The organism is Janthinobacterium sp. HH104 (genome assembly GCF_001758715.1).
GTDB lineage: Bacteria > Pseudomonadota > Gammaproteobacteria > Burkholderiales > Burkholderiaceae_D > Janthinobacterium > Janthinobacterium aestuarii.
In genome coordinates this window covers 25879-42935 of sequence record NZ_LRIB01000042.1, presented here as the reverse complement: position 1 = coordinate 42935, position 17057 = coordinate 25879, and the positions used below count along the sequence as shown (strand labels likewise).

14 protein-coding genes are annotated in these 17057 nt (G+C 61.5%); 3 read left to right on the top strand and 11 right to left on the bottom strand.

Annotated features, from left to right (window positions below):
* Position 1: 1 nt before the first annotated feature.
* From phoR to pstS, 7 genes are all read right to left on the bottom strand, one after another.
* Positions 2-1318, bottom strand: coding sequence for a phosphate regulon sensor histidine kinase PhoR (gene phoR, locus JAB6_RS19665; protein ID WP_034755076.1), 1317 nt, complete (start codon positions 1316-1318; stop codon positions 2-4).
* An 11-nt stretch (positions 1319-1329) separates the two neighbouring features.
* Complete coding sequence (locus JAB6_RS19660; protein ID WP_034755074.1) at positions 1330-2019, bottom strand: response regulator; 690 nt, start codon at positions 2017-2019, stop codon at positions 1330-1332.
* 5 nt (positions 2020-2024) lie between these two features.
* The gene (gene phoU, locus JAB6_RS19655) at positions 2025-2735 is read right to left on the bottom strand and encodes a phosphate signaling complex protein PhoU (protein ID WP_034755071.1); all 711 of its coding nucleotides are present in this window, start codon (positions 2733-2735) and stop codon (positions 2025-2027) included.
* A 42-nt stretch (positions 2736-2777) separates the two neighbouring features.
* Complete coding sequence (gene pstB, locus JAB6_RS19650) at positions 2778-3572, bottom strand: phosphate ABC transporter ATP-binding protein PstB (RefSeq protein ID WP_034755069.1); 795 nt, start codon at positions 3570-3572, stop codon at positions 2778-2780.
* A gap of 26 nt (positions 3573-3598) precedes the next feature.
* Complete coding sequence (gene pstA, locus JAB6_RS19645; protein ID WP_070304182.1) at positions 3599-4486, bottom strand: phosphate ABC transporter permease PstA; 888 nt, start codon at positions 4484-4486, stop codon at positions 3599-3601.
* Positions 4483-5454: a phosphate ABC transporter permease subunit PstC gene (gene pstC, locus JAB6_RS19640; RefSeq protein WP_235194289.1), complete on the bottom strand. Its 972-nt coding sequence runs from the start codon at positions 5452-5454 to the stop codon at positions 4483-4485. Before pstC ends, pstA begins: the two co-directional genes overlap by 4 nt.
* A 199-nt stretch (positions 5455-5653) precedes the next feature.
* Entirely contained in the window at positions 5654-6703 is a 1050-nt protein-coding gene (gene pstS, locus JAB6_RS19635; RefSeq protein WP_070304181.1) for a phosphate ABC transporter substrate-binding protein PstS, read from the bottom strand.
* A 271-nt stretch (positions 6704-6974) separates the two neighbouring features.
* Here pstS and ppk1 point away from each other — a divergent pair, with 271 nt between their 5' ends.
* The 3 genes from ppk1 to JAB6_RS29885 all read left to right on the top strand — a co-directional run bounded on the left by ppk1 (position 6975) and on the right by JAB6_RS29885 (position 9879).
* Positions 6975-9068, top strand: coding sequence for a polyphosphate kinase 1 (gene ppk1 / locus JAB6_RS19630; RefSeq protein WP_034755061.1), 2094 nt, complete (start codon positions 6975-6977; stop codon positions 9066-9068).
* A gap of 25 nt (positions 9069-9093) precedes the next feature.
* Positions 9094-9552, top strand: coding sequence for a phosphohistidine phosphatase SixA (gene sixA / locus JAB6_RS19625; protein ID WP_070304180.1), 459 nt, complete (start codon positions 9094-9096; stop codon positions 9550-9552).
* A gap of 198 nt (positions 9553-9750) precedes the next feature.
* Positions 9751-9879, top strand: coding sequence for a hypothetical protein (locus tag JAB6_RS29885; RefSeq protein ID WP_256267160.1), 129 nt, complete (start codon positions 9751-9753; stop codon positions 9877-9879).
* An 84-nt stretch (positions 9880-9963) separates the two neighbouring features.
* On the opposite strand, the gene JAB6_RS19620 is transcribed toward JAB6_RS29885, so the two are convergent.
* The 4 genes from JAB6_RS19620 to JAB6_RS19605 form a co-directional block, all read right to left on the bottom strand.
* A complete protein-coding gene (locus JAB6_RS19620; protein WP_034755057.1) occupies positions 9964-11085 on the bottom strand; it encodes a polyamine ABC transporter substrate-binding protein in 1122 nt (373 codons plus the stop codon).
* Between the two features lie 170 nt (positions 11086-11255).
* Positions 11256-13862 (bottom strand): ATP-dependent chaperone ClpB, encoded by a 2607-nt coding sequence (gene clpB, locus JAB6_RS19615; RefSeq protein ID WP_070304179.1) that lies wholly within the window; start codon positions 13860-13862, stop codon positions 11256-11258.
* A gap of 121 nt (positions 13863-13983) precedes the next feature.
* Positions 13984-14457 (bottom strand): molybdopterin synthase catalytic subunit MoaE, encoded by a 474-nt coding sequence (gene moaE / locus JAB6_RS19610; RefSeq protein WP_070304178.1) that lies wholly within the window; start codon positions 14455-14457, stop codon positions 13984-13986.
* Positions 14454-17033, bottom strand: a complete 2580-nt coding sequence (locus JAB6_RS19605; RefSeq protein WP_070304199.1) for a DUF349 domain-containing protein — start codon at positions 17031-17033, stop codon at positions 14454-14456. Before JAB6_RS19605 ends, moaE begins: the two co-directional genes overlap by 4 nt.
* Positions 17034-17057 lie beyond the last annotated feature (24 nt).

The window sequence follows — 17057 nt, the reverse complement described above, 5'->3', positions numbered from 1 at the left end:
CTTACTTGACCAGCAATTCGCCCTGCAGCGGCGTGACGACGGACTTGGGCATGCTGACGATGAAGCTGCTGCCCTTGTCGGCCACGGACTGGATGGCCAAGGTACCGCCATGGCGCAGCAGCACGTGCTTGACGATGGCCAGGCCCAGGCCCGTGCCCTGGGTTTCACGCGAACGGCTCTTGTCGACGCGGTAGAAACGTTCCGTCAGGCGCGAAATATGCTCCTGGCTGATGCCGATGCCCGTATCTTGCGCGATGAATTGCGGTCCGGCCGGCCCATCCTGCCAGCGCAGGGTGATGGTGCCGCCGGCCGGCGTGTAGCGCACGGCGTTCGACGCCAGGTTGCCGAAGGCGCTGTACAGCTCGTCATAGCTGCCCAGCACGTCAGGGCCGTCGCATTCCATGGTCACCTCATGCTTGCCGGCTGACAAGCCCTTGGCGTCGCGCAAGACTTGCTGCATCAGTTTCTTGATATCCACGGGCTCGGGGCGCAGCGGGTAGTCGACCGACTCCAGGCGCGACAGGGTCAGCATGTCCTCGATCAGATGCTGCATGCGGTGGCCCTGCTCCGTCATCAGCTTGAGGTGGGAGGCGCGCGTGGTGGCGTCCAGATCCAGCTCGGCGGAAGCGATTTCCAGGAAGCCGACGATGACGGTGAGCGGCGTGCGCAGTTCGTGCGACGCGTTGGCGATGAAGTCGCGGCGCATCATTTCGATGCGTTCCGTCTCCGTCACGTCGTGCGTGACGAGGATCTGGCGGCGGTTCTCGAATGGAATGATCTGCACGATCAGCTTGCGGTTGCGGAAGGTGATCGTCAGCGGCTGGTCGTAGCGGCCCAGGATGATGTAATCCATGAACTCGGGGCTGCGGATCAGGTTGGTCACGCGCATGCCCTTGTCGCGCTCGTGCGTGAGCCCCAGGTGTTTCTCGGCGGCCGGGTTGCACCATTCGAGGAACAGCACGTCGTCCATGATGACGACGCCGTCGGGCAGCAGGTGCATGGCCTGGCGGAAACGCGCCAGCCATTCCGTCAGCTCGGCCTGGTTTTTCTCGTCGTCGCGGCGCATGCGGTACAGGCGCGCGAAAATGCTGGTCCAGGCGCCCCAGCCGTCGGGCAGCTTGGCGCTTTGCGGATTGTCCAGCCAGTTACTCAGCTGGAACAGATACGACAGCTGCACGAACACCATCATGGCCATCAGCACGAAGGCGATGCCCAGCGCATACGTGGCGCCAAACAGATACCAGACGACGGCCACGCCCAGCAGCGCCAGCACCATGCGCAAGGCGGCCGGTACCCAGAACAGCAATTTCGGATTCATAGAGTCAAGCTTTACTTTTCAGACAACATGTAGCCGACGCTGCGCACGGTCTTGATCAGGCTTTCCGCCTCTTTCAAGGCTTTGCGCAAGCGCAATACGTGGACATCGACCGTGCGTTCCTCGATCACCACATGGTCGCCCCACACCTTGTCGAGCAGCTGGCTGCGCGAAAACACGCGCTCCGGATGGGCCAGCAGGAATTTCAGCAGCTTGTATTCGGCATGGCCGATATCGATCTTCTGTTCATCCATCATCACGGTGCAGCTGACCGGGTCCAGGGCCACGTTGCCGGCGCGCATGGGCGCCTGCGCGTGTTCCGGACTCTTGCGTCGCAAGAGAGCCTTGGCGCGGGCCAGCAGCTCGCGCGGCGAGAACGGCTTGGTGACGTAATCGTCGGCCCCGCTGTTCAGGCCGGCCAGCTTGTCTTCTTCCATGCTCTTGGCGGTGAGCATGATGACGGGGATGGCGGCGAAATTGCGGTCGGCGCGGATACGCGACAGCAGGCGCAAGCCTGTTTGATCCGGCAACATCCAGTCGAGCAGGATCAGGTGCGGCGTGCGGTGCTGGATGAATTCCCAGGCATCGGCGACGTTTTGTACAGAACAGCAATTCCAGCCGGATTCGCGCAACGAATAGGTCACCAGTTCAACGATGGCCGGCTCATCTTCAACAATCAATACCGTGGTTTTATCAGATGCCATAAAGCTTACTCAGGGAGCTCCTCGGAAATGGCGGGAGCAGCCACCTTGGTGTGGCGGATGTCCTTGCCTTCAACCACGTAAATCACGTATTCGGCGATGTTTTTCGCATGGTCGCCGATCCGTTCGATGGCCTTGGCCACCCACAGGGTATCGAGCGCCGCCGAAATCGTGCGCGGGTCTTCCATCATAAAGGTAATCAGGTTGCGCATGATAGACCGAAACTCATGGTCGATGATGGCGTCTTGCGCAATTAATTGTAATGCCTGTTTGCCATCGTTGCGCGCGAATGCGTCCAGCGCATCATGCAGCATGTCGGTGGCAGTGTTGGCAATGCCGCGCACCATCTCGTAATGGTTGACGACGCCGTTGCCGCGCTTGTGCAGATTCTTCGCCACGCGGGCGATTTTGGTCGCCTCGTCGCCTACGCGCTCGAGGTCGGTAATCACCTTGATGGTGGCCATGATGGTGCGCAAGTCGTTGGCGGCCGGCTGGCGGCGCACGATCAAGTGGCTGCACGCGTCGTCGAGCGACACTTCGAGCTGGTTGACGACGTCGTCTTCGCGCATCACGCGATCCGCGCGCTCGGCATTGCCGATGCGGAAACACGTCATCGCGTCGAGGAACTGGGTTTCAACGATGCCGCCCATCAGCAGCACTTTCGAGCGGATCGCTTCGAGTTCGTTGTCGTATTGCTTGGATGAATGTTCGCCTATCATGCTGTCTCTCCGTATTCAGTTGTTGTGTATGCGCGGGGCGGATCAGCCGAAGCGGCCCGTGATGTAATCCTGCGTTTCCTTGCGGGCCGGATTCATGAAGATCTGGTCCGTTTCGCCGAATTCCACCAGCTCGCCCAGATACATATAGGCCGTGTAGTCGGAGCAGCGCGCCGCCTGCTGCATATTGTGCGTCACGATGGCGATCGTGTAATCCTGTTTCAGTTCGCTGATCAGTTCTTCCACCTTCGAGGTCGAGATCGGGTCCAGCGCCGAGGTCGGCTCATCGAGCAGCAAGACGTCAGGCTTGACGGCCACGCCGCGCGCGATGCACAAGCGCTGCTGCTGGCCGCCCGACAGCGACAGGCCGCTTTTCGTCAGCTTGTCCTTGACTTCGCCCCACAGCGCCGCCTTTTTCAGGGCCCACTCGACGCGCTCGTCCATCTCGCCCTTCGACAGGTCTTCATACAGGCGCACGCCGAAGGCGATGTTGTCGTAGACGGACATGGGGAACGGCGTCGGCTTCTGGAACACCATGCCGACCTTGGCGCGCAGCATGTTGACGTCCTGGTCCGCGTCGAGCACGTTGCGGCCGCGGTACAGGATCGAGCCTTCCGCGCGCTGGCCCGGGTACAGGTCATACATGCGGTTCAGCGTACGCAGCAGGGTCGACTTGCCGCAACCGGACGGGCCGATGAAGGCCGTGACCTTCTTCTCGTGGATGTCCAGGTTGACGTTATGCAAGCTTTGCGTTTTGCCGTAAAAAAAGTTCAGGCCCGAAATCTCGATGGTTTTTTTCTTTGGTGCCAGGTCTTGTGCTGGATTCATTTGCGTATTCATATGGGTTCGCTTCGCTCGGTATCTGTTTAATTAGGGACTTTTTGGCTGAACACGGTGCGCGACAGGATATTCAAGGCCAGCACGCTGAAGGTGATCAGCAGTGCGCCGCCCCAGGCCAGCGAGCGCCAGTTGTCGTACGGGCTCATCGCAAACGATGCGATGACGGACGGCAAGTTGGCCATCGGCGCATTCATGTTGAAGCTTTGGAACTGGTTATTCAGGGCCGTGAACAGCAGCGGCGCCGTTTCGCCGGCGATGCGGGCCAATGCCAGCAGTACGCCGGTGATCACGCCAGCCTTCACGGCGCGCAAGCGCACCAGGGTAGCGACTTTCCAGCGCGGCGCGCCGAGGGCAAACGCGGCTTCCAGCAGGCTGTTCGGCACCAGACGCAGCATATTGTCCGTCGTGCGCACGACCACGGGCACGGCGATCAGCGACAGCGCGATGGCGCCCGCATAACCGGAGAAGTGTTTCACATGGGCCACGTACAGCGCATACACGAACAGGCCGATGACGATCGATGGCGCCGACAGCATGATGTCGGTGACGAAACGCGTCACTTGCGCCAGCTTGTTTTCTTCGCCGTATTCGGCCAGGTAGATGCCGGCCAGGATGCCGATCGGGGTGCTGACGACGGTGGCCAGGCCCACCATCAGGGCGCTGCCGACGATGGCATTGATCAAGCCGCCGCCTTCGCTGCCGGGAGCGGGCGTCGTTTGCGTGAACAGGTCGATGGACAGTGCGCCAAAACCCTTGATCACCAGGGTGAACAGAATCCACACGAGCACGGCCAGGCCCAGGGCCATGGCGCCCACCGACAGAGCGATGCCGACACGGTGCATCAGCAAACGCTTGCGGTAGACAGGGTTCATGGCCGGCTTGGCCGGAGCGTCGAGAGTGCTTACTTGGCTCATTTCGTGCCTTCCTTGCGGGACATGCCAGCCAGCATCAGCTTGGCGGCGGATAAGACGATAAAGGTGATGACGAACAGGATCAGGGCCAGCGAGAACAGCGAGGACACGTGCAGCGCCGATTGCGCTTCGCCGAACTCGTTCGCCAGCAAGGAGGTGATGCTGTTACCGGCGGCAAACAGCGACCACGACAGTTTATTCGCGTTACCGATGACGAAGGTCACGGCCATGGTCTCGCCCAGCGCGCGGCCCAGGCCCAGCATGACGCCGCCGACGACGCCGGTCTTGGTGTATGGCAAGACAATCTTGCGCACCACTTCCCAGCGCGTGCAGCCCAGGCCGTATGCGGATTCCTTCAGCACGGCAGGAACGATCTCGAACACGTCGCGCATCACGGAAGCGATGAAGGGGATGATCATGATGGCCAGCACCAGGCCGGCCGTCAGCAGGCCGATGCCCATCATGGGGCCGCTGAACAGCTGGCCGATGACAGGCACGTTGCCGAGGGTAGCTTTCAGGATGGGCTGGACGTGGTCGGCAAACAGGGGCGCAAACACGAACAGGCCCCAGATGCCGTAGATGATCGATGGCACGCCGGCCAGCAGCTCGACAGCCGTGCCCAGCGGGCGGCGCAGCCAGGCCGGGCAGATTTCCGTGAGGAACAGGGCAATGCCGAAGCTGACGGGAAAGGCGATCAGCAAGGCGATGACCGACGTCACCAGGGTGCCGATGATGGGGATCAGGGCGCCGTACTGGTCATTGACGGGGTCCCATTCCGCGGACACGATGAAATGCAGGCCGAAGGTCTTGAAGGCCGGTATCGATTCCATGATCAGCGAAATGATGATGCCGACCAGGACGATCAGCACCGACAGGGCGAACAGCATCGTCACCTTGTGGAACATGAAATCCTGGAAGCGCTGCTTGCGCATGGTGGAAAGCATTTGCGCGTGACTGATGGAATCGGTCATGGTGCCGCCTGGCATGGGGATCGTGGAGGAGGTAGATTGTGCGCTCATAGTGTGCCATATGGGTGGTACTGCAGGTACTGCTATTTTTATCGTGCTCTTTTAGCCGGGAACGCCTGCAAGGGCTTGCGGGCGGTCCTGGCTAACTCCCTGCCCCGCCGTGCTGCTGGCGGGGCAAGGATGAATGACTCAGGCTATGCGATTAGTAGATCGACTTGCCGGAAGAATCTTTCAGGTTGGCTTTCCACGATTCCTGCACCAGTTTCACGACCGATGCCGGCATCGGCACGTAGTCCAGTTCAACGGCAGCGGCGCCACCGTTCTTGTAGGCCCAGTCGAAGAATTTCAGGACTTCTTTGGCCTTGGCTGCGTCAGCCTGGACTTTGTGCATCAGGATGAACGACACGCCCGTGATAGGCCAGCTGTTCTTGCCAGCCTGGTCGGTCAGGACCACGCCGAAGCCTGGGGTTTGCGTCCAAGGTGCCGAAGCGGCTGCTGCCTTGAAGTTTTCGTCGTCAGGCTGCAGGAAGTTGCCGTCCTTGTTTTGCAGCTGGGTGTGCGACATCTTGTTTTTCTTGGCGTAAGCCCACTCGACGTAGCCGATCGAACCCTTGATACGCTGCACGTTGGCGGCGACGCCTTCGTTACCCTTGCCGCCCACGCCCACGGCCCATTTCACAGCCGAGCCAGCGCCGATTTTCGATTTGAATTCCGGGTTGGTTTTCGACAGGAAGTCGGTGAACAGGAACGACGTGCCCGAACCGTCGGCGCGGTGCACCACGGTGATTTCCGTGTCCGGCAGCTTGACGCCACTGTTCAGTGCGGCGATTTCAGGCGCGCTCCACTTGGTGATCTTGCCCAGGTAGATGTCGGCAACGACTTTACCCGTCATTTTCAGCTGGCCTGGGGTTACGCCGTCCAGGTTGACGATCGTGACCACGCCGCCCATGATGGCCGGGAACTGCATCAGGCCCGCTTCTTCCAGCTCTTCCGCCTTCAAAGGCATGTCCGAAGCGCCGAATTCAACAGTTTTTGCCTTGATTTGCTTGATGCCAGCGCCGGAACCGACGGACTGGTAGTTCAGGCCATTGCCCGTGTTGGCTTTGTACGTCTCAGCCCATTTGGCGTAGATCGGGTACGGGAAGGTTGCACCAGCACCTGTCATATCTGCCGCCATGACGGAAGCGGAAGAAAATGCCATCGCTGCCGAAGCACCCACGACGATAAATTTGAACATTTGCTTCATTTGCATATCAAGTCCTCAGGGTTGTTAGGGCTCAAAGTCCCGGTTGAATGCTGCGCAGTCTAGCAAGCGAATATGACAGCTTTATGACATGGGTAAAAAATCCTGAAATAATTGCCTACGCCCGGGAAATTGCCATTTTCGGCGCGAAAAATGACAGGACCGGCGACGCTTTATGACAGCTTATGTCACGCTTACGTCATATTTCATGATTACACTCACAACGCGTCATACATGATGAAATACGGCTAGAATTAACTATCTGCAAAGACAAAAGAATATGAAACCTGAACTGCACACGGAAGTGACCAAATCGGGCATCCTGCTTGACCGCGAGTTGTCGCAACTGACTTTCAACCGGCGCGTGATGGCCCAGGCGGAAGACCCGAACATTCCGCTGCTCGAGCGCCTGCGCTACCTGTGCATCGTCAGCAGCAATATGGATGAGTTCTTCGAAGTGCGCGTGGCCAGCCTCTTGGCGGCTGGCAGCATCGGCGGTTCGCTGGCCGGCCACCCTGCCCTGGCGGCCAACCTGGAGCGCATCGGCAAGGAATGCCATGCGCTGGTGGAACGCCAGTACGAGATATTAAATAGCGAAGTCTTGCCGGCCCTGCGCGAAGCGGGCGTGCATTTGCTGCGCGACAGCGACCGCAACGAGGCGCAGCGCGCGTGGGTCAAGCAGTATTTCGACCGCGAAGTGCGCCCCCTGCTGACGCCAATCGGCCTCGACCCGGCCCACCCGTTCCCGCAAGTAGTCAATAAAAGTCTCAATTTCATCGTTTCGCTGAGCGGCAAGGATGCGTTCGGCCGCGGCACGGCGATCGCCATCGTCAAGGCGCCACGCGTCTTGCCGCGCGTCATCAAGCTGCCGGACGAAATTTCCGGCGATGGCGTGTCCTTCTGTTTATTGTCGTCTGTCATCCATGCGCACATCTCGGACCTGTTCGCCGGGCGCGAAGTAATTGCCTATTCGCAGTTCCGCGTCACGCGCGACAGCGACCTGTGGGTGGACGAGGACGAAGTCAAGAATCTGCGCCAGGCCCTGAAAGGCGAGCTGGTCGGCCGCCAGTTCGGCACCTCGGTGCGCCTGGAAGTGGCGCGCAATTGCCCGCCAGAATTGTCGCAATTCCTGCTCGACCAGTTCAGCCTGGATCAAAGCCGGCTGTACCGCGTCAACGGCCCCGTCAATCTGGTGCGCCTGTCGGAAATGATCGACCACGTCAAGCAGCCCGAGCTGCGCTTCCCGCCGTTCTTCCCCGGCCTCGCGCATAAAGCCATCGGCAACGACATCTTTGCCGCGCTGAGCAAGCACGACATCCTGCTGCACCACCCCTACCAGTCGTTCCAGACGGTGATCGACTTCATCCGCAGCGCCGCCTATGACCCGTCCGTCGTCGCCATCAAGCAGACGATCTACCGCACGGGCATGAACTCGGACCTGATGGAGTCGCTGATCACGGCGGCGAAGATGGGCAAGGAAGTGACCGTCATCGTGGAATTGATGGCGCGTTTCGACGAAGAAGCCAATATCAACTGGGCCGACAAACTGGAACAGGCGGGCGCACAGGTCGTGTACGGCGTCGTGGGATTGAAAACCCATGCCAAGGTAGCGCTCGTCATCCGCCGCGAAGAAGGCGCGCTGCGCTTCTACGCCCACTTAGGCACCGGCAACTATCACCCGACAACGACCAAGCTGTACACGGACTTCGGTTTGCTGACGGCGAACCAGGACCTGGCCGTCGAAGTCAATGAAGTCTTCATCCACCTGACCAGCCTGACCAAGCCGCACAACCTGAACCACTTGTGGCTGGCGCCGTTCGGCCTGCAAAGCGAGATCATCAAGGCCATCCGCAACGAGGCGAAGATCGCCCGTTCGGGCCGGCGCGGGCGCATCATCGTGAAAGTCAACGCGCTGGTCGACGAATCCGTGATCCGCGCCCTGTATGCGGCCTCGACCGATGGCGTGAAGATCGACCTGATCGTGCGCGGCGCCTGCACCCTGAAGCCGGGCGTGCCTGGCCTGTCGGAAAACATCAAGGTGCGCTCCGTGATCGGCCGCTTCCTCGAACACAGCCGCATCTATTACTTTCGCAACGACCTGGCGCACGATGTCTACCTGGCCAGCGCCGACTGGATGAGCCGCAACCTGTTCCGCCGTGTGGAAGTGGCGTTCCCCGTGCTTGACCGGGCGCTGAAACGGCGCGTGATCGCCGAGGGCTTGAATCCGTATTTGAAGGATAATACAAATGCATGGGAACTGGAGCCGACCGGTCATTACGCACGCCGCAAGCCGCGCGGCAAGCAAACGCCGTTCAGCGCCCAGCAATACCTGATGCACACACTGGGCACGCCGGGCGCGGAGGTCGGCGAATAGGCAATTCTACACAGAGGAGTACAGCATGGATCTCATCTTGTGGCGACACGCAGAAGCCGAGCCGGGCGTCCCCGACCTCGAACGCGCCCTGACCGTCAAAGGCCAGAAACAGGCGCGCCGCATGGGGGAATGGCTGGCCTCGCAACTACCGGAAAATTGCCGTATCCTCGTCAGCCCCGCCCTGCGCACCCTGCAAACGGCGGAGGCGCTGGGGCGCAAGTTCAAGCTGATGCCGGAACTGGCGCCCGGCGCCGAGGCGGAAGACATCCTGAAGGCGGCCAACTGGCCCGGCGGCAAGGAAACCGTGCTCATCGTCGGCCACCAGCCCACCCTGGGCCAGGCGGCCGCCCTGCTGCTGACGGGCGAGGAGCAGGAATGGGAAATGCGCAAGGCCAGCGCCTGGTGGTTTTCGCAGCGCGAGCCAGGCGACCCCGTCAGCGTCTATTTGAAGGCCGTGATGGCGCATGACCTGGTGGTGAAGTAAGGGTCGTGAAATAAGGGGGCGATGCGGAGAAATGCGCAAAAAGTGCGCTGGGACAAATACTAGTGGCGTTCGCAACTCAGCAGCCTTGTAAAGCGCTGCCGATCTGCTAGAGTTTAATTGCATCAACTACGTGCAAGAGCCCTGCTCCCGCACATTGAGCAACCCAGCGGACAGCCGTCCAACGGCGGCTGAAAGACCATGTTAATTACCTTCCTCGTTTTTCTCTTCATCGCCATCTTCGCCGCCATCATCGGCTTTGTCGCCTTTGAACTGGTCGAAGAAATGCGCGGCAGCCACCATAAGCTGATGGACCGCTATCACGAGTAGCGCTCACCTCGGCACTATCGCATGGCGCCAGCGACGGCCAAACAGGCCCGTCCCTCGCGCCATCATCGTTTTTATACTCCCGTCTTACACTCCCGTTTTAAACTTCGTATAGATGCGCGTCATCAAGCGGCGGATATCGGCCGTGGTCGCTTCAGGCGCGGCCATGCGCTGCTTGTCGGCGTCCGACAGGAAGATGGCCTTGTTCTCGCCGATGTCCTTGCGCACATATTTGATGCTGGCCAGATTCGGATTCGCATAAAACACCTTGTTGCTCAGGCTGGCATGCACTTGCGGGCGCAAAATATAGTTGATGAACAGGTGCGCATTGTTCGGGTGCGGCGCGTCGGCCGGGATGGCCATGGTGTCGAACATCAAGGCGGCCGTCTTCGGCACCAGCACCTGGATCACGTTGCCGTTCTTCGCATCGATGGCGCGCTGGCGCGCGATATTGATGTCGCCCGACCACCCCAGCGCCACGCAGACGGAGCCGTTGGCCATGTCATTGATGTAGCCTGAGGAGCTGAACAGGGTCACGTAGGGACGGATCGCCTGCAGCACCTTGCCCGCCTCCTGGTAATCGGCGGCCGTTTTCGAGTACGCGGGCTTGCCCAGGTATTGCAGGGCGGCCGGTAGCACTTCCGACGGCGAGTCGAGGAAGGATACGCCGCACGATTTCAGCTTGGCTGCATATTTCGGATCGAAGATCAGTTCCCACGCGTTGTCGGGCATGGGCATGCCGCCCAGCGCGGCCTTGACCTTGTTGACGTTGATGCCCACCGTCGTGTAGCCCCACAGCCAGTCGACCAGGTAATCGTTGTTCGGGTCGATCTTCGACAGCTTGGCCTGCAGGTTCGGGTCCAGATTGCCCAGGTTCGTCAGCTTGCTCTTGTCGAGTTTACGCAGCAGGCCCGCATCGATCTGCAGGCGCGCCCACTGGGCCGTCGGCACGACGATATCGTAGCCGGACTTGCCCGCCACCAGTTTCGCATTGAGGATTTCGTTATTGTCGAAAACGTCGTAGCGCACCTTGATGCCCGTTTCCTTCTCAAAATTCTTGATCGTATCGTCGCCGATATAGTCCGACCAGTTATAGATGTTCAGGACCTTCTCTTCCTGAGCCTGAGCGTGCGCAGGCAAAGCCAGTACGGCCGCCGCCAAGGCCAATCCCACTCCAATGCGCCGCCCTGCTTGCCATGTGTTTGCCATCGTACCGCCTCCGGAATTAGTCAGAAAATAGTGACGATGATAGCAAGAAGGGCGGCATCAGGTCTAGCCTCATACCGCCCTGCTTTCACCGCTGGGGTCAGACCCCCAACACCGCCAACGCAAAATTCAGCGCTAACAATGACGAGGGTCTGACCCCGGCCTTTGCGACATTACACCTTATCCAACCCCACCTGCGCACCCGTAAACACCAGGTTGCCGTTCTGGGCGTCGATGCGGATCTCGTCTTTCGGGCCGAACTTGCCTTCCAGGATCAGCTTCGACAGCGGATTTTCGATCTGCTGCTGGATCGCCCGTTTCAGCGGACGGGCGCCATACACCGGGTCGTAGCCCGCTTCGGCGATTTGCTGCAAGGCCGCGTCGGTCAGGCTCAGCTGCATGTCCATGCGCGCCAGGCGTTCTTCGAGAATCTTCAGCTGGATCTTCGCGATCGCGCCGATGTTTTTCTCGTCGAGGCCGTGGAACACGACGATTTCGTCGATGCGGTTGACGAACTCGGGACGGAAGTGCGAGCGTACCTCGGCCATCACGGCCAGCTTCACGACACCGGGATCATCGCTTTCCATCGCCTGGATTTTATGCGAACCCAGGTTCGAGGTCATGATGATGACGGTATTCTTGAAGTCCACCGTGCGGCCCTGGCCATCCGTCATACGTCCGTCGTCGAGCACTTGCAGCAGCACGTTGAAGACGTCGGCATGCGCCTTTTCCACTTCGTCGAGCAGGATCACGCTGTACGGCTTGCGGCGCACGGCTTCCGTCAGGTAGCCGCCCTCGTCGTAGCCCACGTAGCCCGGTGGCGCGCCGATCAGACGGGCCACGGAATGCTTCTCCATGAACTCGCTCATGTCGATGCGGATCATCGATTCTTCCGTATCGAACAGGAAAGTGGCCAGCGCCTTGCTCAATTCCGTCTTGCCGACGCCCGTCGGCCCCAGGAACATGAACGAACCATACGGACGGTTCGGATCGCTCAAGCCGGCGCGCGAGCGGCGGATGGCGTCAGCCACGGCCGTGATCGCTTCATCCTGGCCCACGACGCGCTCATGCAGCTTCTCTTCGATGTGCAAGAGCTTGTCGCGTTCGCCCTGCATCATGCGCGACACGGGTATGCCCGTCGCGCGCGACACCACTTCGGCGATTTCCTCGGCGCCCACTTCCGTGCGCAGCAGCTTCGGCTGGTCGGGGTCGAGTTTCGGCATGCCGCTGTCAGCCTGCTTAAGCTGGGCTTCCAGCTGCGGCAGCTTGCCGTACTGCAGCTCCGACACTTTCTGCCAGTTGCTCTCGCGCGTGGCCTGCTCCATCTGCAGCTTGACGTTTTCGATCTCTTCCTTGATGTGCGTGCTGCCTTGCACCACGGCTTTTTCCGCCTTCAGGATTTCCTCGAAGTCATTGTATTCGCGCTGCAGCTTGACGATCTCTTCCTCGATCAGGCCCAGGCGGCGCAACGACGCTTCGTCCTTTTCCTTCTTGACGGCTTCGCGCTCGATTTTCAGCTGGATCAAGCGGCGTTCCAGCTTGTCCATCACTTCCGGCTTCGAATCGATCTCGATCTTGATCTTCGCCGCCGCCTCGTCGATCAGGTCGATCGCCTTGTCGGGCAGGAAGCGGTCCGTGATGTAGCGGTGCGACAGCTCGGCGGCGGCGATGATGGCCGCGTCCGTGATCTCCACCTTGTGGTGCAGCGCGTATTTATCCTGCAAGCCGCGCAGGATGGCGATCGTCGCTTCCACGGTCGGCTCGTCGACAAGCACCTTCTGGAAACGGCGTTCCAGCGCGGCATCCTTCTCGATGTACTTGCGGTATTCGTCGAGGGTCGTCGCGCCCACGCAATGGAGCTCGCCGCGCGCCAGCGCCGGTTTCAGCATATTGCCCGCGTCCATCGCACCTTCGGCCTTGCCCGCGCCCACCATGGTGTGCATCTCGTCGATGAAGACGATGGTTTGCCCTTCATCCATGGCCAGTTCTTTCAGCACGGATTTCAGGCGTTCCTCGAACTCGCCGCGGAATTTCGCGCCGGCCAGCAAGGCGGCCATGTCCAGCGACAGTACGCGCTTGCCTTTCAGGGACTCGGGCACTTCGCCATTGACGATGCGCTGCGCCAGGCCTTCAACGATGGCCGTCTTGCCCACGCCCGGTTCGCCGATCAGCACGGGATTGTTCTTGCTGCGGCGCTGCAGGATCTGGATGGTGCGGCGGATTTCATCGTCGCGGCCGATCACAGGGTCGAGCTTGCCCTTGCGCGCCCGCTCCGTCAGGTCCAAGGTGTATTTTTTCAGGGCTTCGCGCTGGCCTTCGGCCTCTTGCGAGTCGACCTTGTTGCCACCGCGCACTGCGTCGATGGCCGCTTCCAGTGCCTTGCGGGTCAGGCCGTTTTCACGCGCCAGCTTGCCGCAGTCGGACTTGTCGTCCGTCATCGCCAGCAAGACCATTTCGCTGGACACGAACTGGTCGCCCGCCTTTTGCGATTCCTTGTCGGCCAGGTTCAGCAAGGCCACGAATTCGCGGCTGACCTGCACGTCACCGCCCGTGCCCGATACCTTGGGCAAGCGTTCGATCGAGGCTCCCAGGGCTTTCGACAGGCCGCCCACGTTGACGCCGGCACGCTGCAACAGCGAGCGGGCGCCGCCGTCGTCCTGGTTCAGCAGGGCCGTCAGCAAATGGACTGGTTCGATATAGGGGTTGTCGTTGCCCACGGCCAAGCTTTGCGCATCGGCCAGGGCTTCCTGTAATTTGGTAGTGAGTTTGTCTTGTCGCATGAAAAGCGCTCCCGGTTAATTAGTTGTTAACCAAATTGGGGTGAGAGAGTACTTTTCAAGCATACACAAAGCAGAAAACCGATGCATTTGGGCAAAAGCTACGGTGCGGGACCCGTACGATTCAAATGGCGCTTGCTTTTGCGGCCCACTTGTTTAACGCCGTCTCGTCGCTGTCGCGCGCATCGACCCAGCGCGCCCCTTCGGGCGTGTCTTCCTTCTTCCAGAATGGCGCTTCCGTCTTCAGGTAGTCGATGATGAACTCGCAGGCGGCGAAGGCCTCGCCCCTGTGGGCGGACGAGACCGCCACCAGCACGATCTGCTCCTGCGGCAGCAGGGGCCCCACGCGGTGGATCACCAGCGCGCCGGACAGGGGCCAGCGGCCCCGCGCCTGCTCGACGATGGCTACAATGGACTTTTCCGTCATGCCCGGATAGTGCTCGAGCTCCATGGCGGCCACGTCGAGTCCTTCGTTCATGTCGCGCACCGTGCCGACGAAGCCGACGACGGCGCCCACCTTGGGGTTGCCTGCACGCAATTGTGCGATTTCTTGACTCAAGTCAAAATCAGCCTGCTGGACGCGGACGGTGGTACTCATTTGACGTTGCCTCCGATACGGCGCAACAAGGTTTCGATGCGGCTGGCCGTGCGCGCATCGGTGGCGGCGGCAATCGCGCACAGCTGCATCAGCTGCGACGCTTGCGTGAGCGGCTTCTGGCCCGATTTCAGCGACGATTGCAGCACTTCCACCTGCATTTTCAGGCGGTCGCGGGCAAATTCGGCGCCGCTGTCGACGCCGGCGACGATTTCCAGGCGCAACACTTCATCGAGCAAGCGCTCCTGGTTGGCCTGCAATTGCCGCACGTAGGCGGCGCTGCCCTCGCCCAGCGCGGCCTGGGCGGCGGCAAAGCGCTGCTGCAGGCTGCGTTCGTATTGTGCGTCGAGCGGCGGCAAGGCGCTCCAGCGCTCGCTCCATGCTTGCGCATCGGTGCCAGCGCCATCAGCCAGTGCCGCTTCCAGCGACTGCACCAGGCGCAGCTTGTCGCGCAGGGCATTGGCCTGGGCCGCGCCAGCCCGTTCGGCGATGGCGTCCGCCTGCGCTTGCACGCCGGCGACGGCCGCCTGGTAGCGCTGCTCGATCTTCGCTTCGCTGGCGCGCGGCACGGGGCCCGTGGCGTTCCAGGCGGCGCGGGTGTCGCGCAGCAAGTGGTTGATGAAGGCGGTGCGGCTCTTGTCATCGCCCTCGGGCACGACGGCCGTTTCCAGCGCCGCGCACAGCGCTTCGCGCGCATGCAGGTGTTCGCGGCGCTCGTGGTCCGCCGCGTGGGCCGTTTCCTTGCGCTTGGCGAAGATGTCGTCGCAGGCGGCGCGGAAACGCTGCCACAGCGCCTGTTCCGCGCGGCGCTCGAGCGGCAAGGCTTTCGCCAGTTCCTGCCATTTATCCTGCAAGGCTTTCAGCATGTCGACCGTGTTGCGCTCCGAAGGCTTTAGCAAGCCCACTTCGACGATCAATTGTTCGCGGCGCGCCGTCTCGATCTGGCGCTGCGTATCGAGCGGCTTCGACAGGGCGTCCAGCGCGGCGCCAAATTCCGCGTCCAGGCGTTTCTTTTCCTTGCGGTCGATGGTGCCCAGGCGCGTCCACGCCTGGCGCAAGCGCTGCGAGGCGGACGCGACGTGTTTCCAGTCGGTACTCTCTTCGGCCGCCAGGGCCGCCGTTTCCGCGATCAGTTCCTGGGCCTTCGCCGCATTGCCGTGGCGCTCTTCGGCCAGCTGCTTGAAATGCTGGGCCGCTGGCGCATAGGCCACGCTGCAGGCCGCGTCGAAACGTTCCCACAAAGACTTCGGTGCGGGACCGGACAAGGTGTCGAGCGACTTCCAGCGCTCGCGCAGACTGCCCACTTTCTTGGCCAGCTCGGCCATTGGGAGTTGCTGCGCCGGCAATTCCTCGCCCGCCTTGACCAGTTCCTCGCGCGACACGTTGCCGCCCCAGCGCGCCCAGTCGGCCAGGCGCTTGAACTCTGCGCGCACATGGGCCAGGCGGTCAGCTTGCGCCGGCGTCAAACGGCCGTGCTTGGTGTCGCGCAAAGTCTTGTCGTGTTCGGAAGCCACGTGCAGCAAGCCATCCTGCAGGGCCGCTTCCATGGCGTCGAGCACCTTGAAGAATTGCTCTGTCGCTTCTTTCGACACGGGTGCGTGTTCCTGGCGCGGCTTGCGCGGTACAGGTACAGGCTCGGCATGGGCCGCTGCGGCCTCTGGCACCGCGTGCACGGGCGCCGGCGCGCTGGCCAGCACGGCCGCAAATTGCTGCTGCAAGCTGTCGGACAATGGCGACTCCGGCAGGCGCGGCAAGGCTTGCCAAGCGCGTTTCAAGACATCCACGTCCAGAGTGGCGGCGTCCTGCGCCTGCCATTCTGCCAGCGCGGCCTGGCGCACGTCGAACACGGCCTGGTGCTGCTGCAGCGCCTGCAAGGCGGACTGCGCCTGCTCGCGCGCCTGGATGAAATCGGTTTCCAGGTGTTTCGGCACGGAGGCGCGCTCGGGCGATTGCGCATGCTGCGCATGTTCTGCGTCGAGGCGTGCCAGCGCCTGCGCCAGCTCGCCGGCGGACTGGCCGCTGGCAGCCAAGGCACGCGTGGCGGCAACGGCGTCGATCACGGCGCGCTGCAGCGCCACTTGCGCTTCCAGGCGGGCGGCCAGCGCGGCACGCGCGGCGGCAAACGCCGTCGCCAGCTCGGGCGTGGCCTTGATGACTTGCCATTGGCGGTCCAGCTCGGCAACCTGGTTCGGGCTCAGCTTTTCATCGTTCAACAGGCGCTGTGCCGTGTCGATGCTGGCCTGGGCGCGTTGCGTCTCGGCTGCCTGGTGGCGGATCAGGTCAATGCGACCCTGCATCAGTTTGGCAACGCGGCGGTCCGTGTTGCGCATGGCGTGGTGGACTTTTTCCAGCAAGGGCAAGGCATGGACGTGTTCGGCCGCGATCAGGCGGGCATCGGCAAATTCGCTGGACATGATGAAATCGGCAGCGGCGGCTTCGTCGCCAGCCACGGCATGGGCACGCGCAACCTGTTCGGCGCGGCGCGATGCGCTCTGCGCCGAGGCGGCGGCCTGTTCTGCCACGACAGGATCGGGTGCGGCAGTCTTGCTGGCAGAACGCTTGAAGAGAAATTCGAACATGACGGGTTTCGCGTGGATCAAAAC

Excerpts from the sequence above, each read along its gene's own strand:
- JAB6_RS19620 (WP_034755057.1), bottom strand. The coding sequence starts at position 11,085 with ATGGCAAACACATGGCAAGCAGGGCGGCGCATTGGAGTGGGATTGGCC.
- pstC (WP_235194289.1), bottom strand. The coding sequence starts at position 5,454 with ATGACCGATTCCATCAGTCACGCGCAAATGCTTTCCACCATGCGCAAG.
- moaE (WP_070304178.1), bottom strand. The coding sequence starts at position 14,457 with ATGAGTACCACCGTCCGCGTCCAGCAGGCTGATTTTGACTTGAGTCAA.
- pstS (WP_070304181.1), bottom strand. The coding sequence starts at position 6,703 with ATGCAAATGAAGCAAATGTTCAAATTTATCGTCGTGGGTGCTTCGGCA.
- JAB6_RS19605 (WP_070304199.1), bottom strand. The coding sequence starts at position 17,033 with ATGTTCGAATTTCTCTTCAAGCGTTCTGCCAGCAAGACTGCCGCACCC.
- sixA (WP_070304180.1), top strand. The coding sequence starts at position 9,094 with ATGGATCTCATCTTGTGGCGACACGCAGAAGCCGAGCCGGGCGTCCCC.
- pstA (WP_070304182.1), bottom strand. The coding sequence starts at position 4,486 with ATGAGCCAAGTAAGCACTCTCGACGCTCCGGCCAAGCCGGCCATGAAC.
- phoU (WP_034755071.1), bottom strand. The coding sequence starts at position 2,735 with ATGATAGGCGAACATTCATCCAAGCAATACGACAACGAACTCGAAGCG.
- JAB6_RS29885 (WP_256267160.1), top strand. The coding sequence starts at position 9,751 with ATGTTAATTACCTTCCTCGTTTTTCTCTTCATCGCCATCTTCGCCGCC.
- phoR (WP_034755076.1), bottom strand. The coding sequence starts at position 1,318 with ATGAATCCGAAATTGCTGTTCTGGGTACCGGCCGCCTTGCGCATGGTG.
- clpB (WP_070304179.1), bottom strand. The coding sequence starts at position 13,862 with ATGCGACAAGACAAACTCACTACCAAATTACAGGAAGCCCTGGCCGAT.
- ppk1 (WP_034755061.1), top strand. The coding sequence starts at position 6,975 with ATGAAACCTGAACTGCACACGGAAGTGACCAAATCGGGCATCCTGCTT.
- JAB6_RS19660 (WP_034755074.1), bottom strand. The coding sequence starts at position 2,019 with ATGGCATCTGATAAAACCACGGTATTGATTGTTGAAGATGAGCCGGCC.
- pstB (WP_034755069.1), bottom strand. The coding sequence starts at position 3,572 with ATGAATACGCAAATGAATCCAGCACAAGACCTGGCACCAAAGAAAAAA.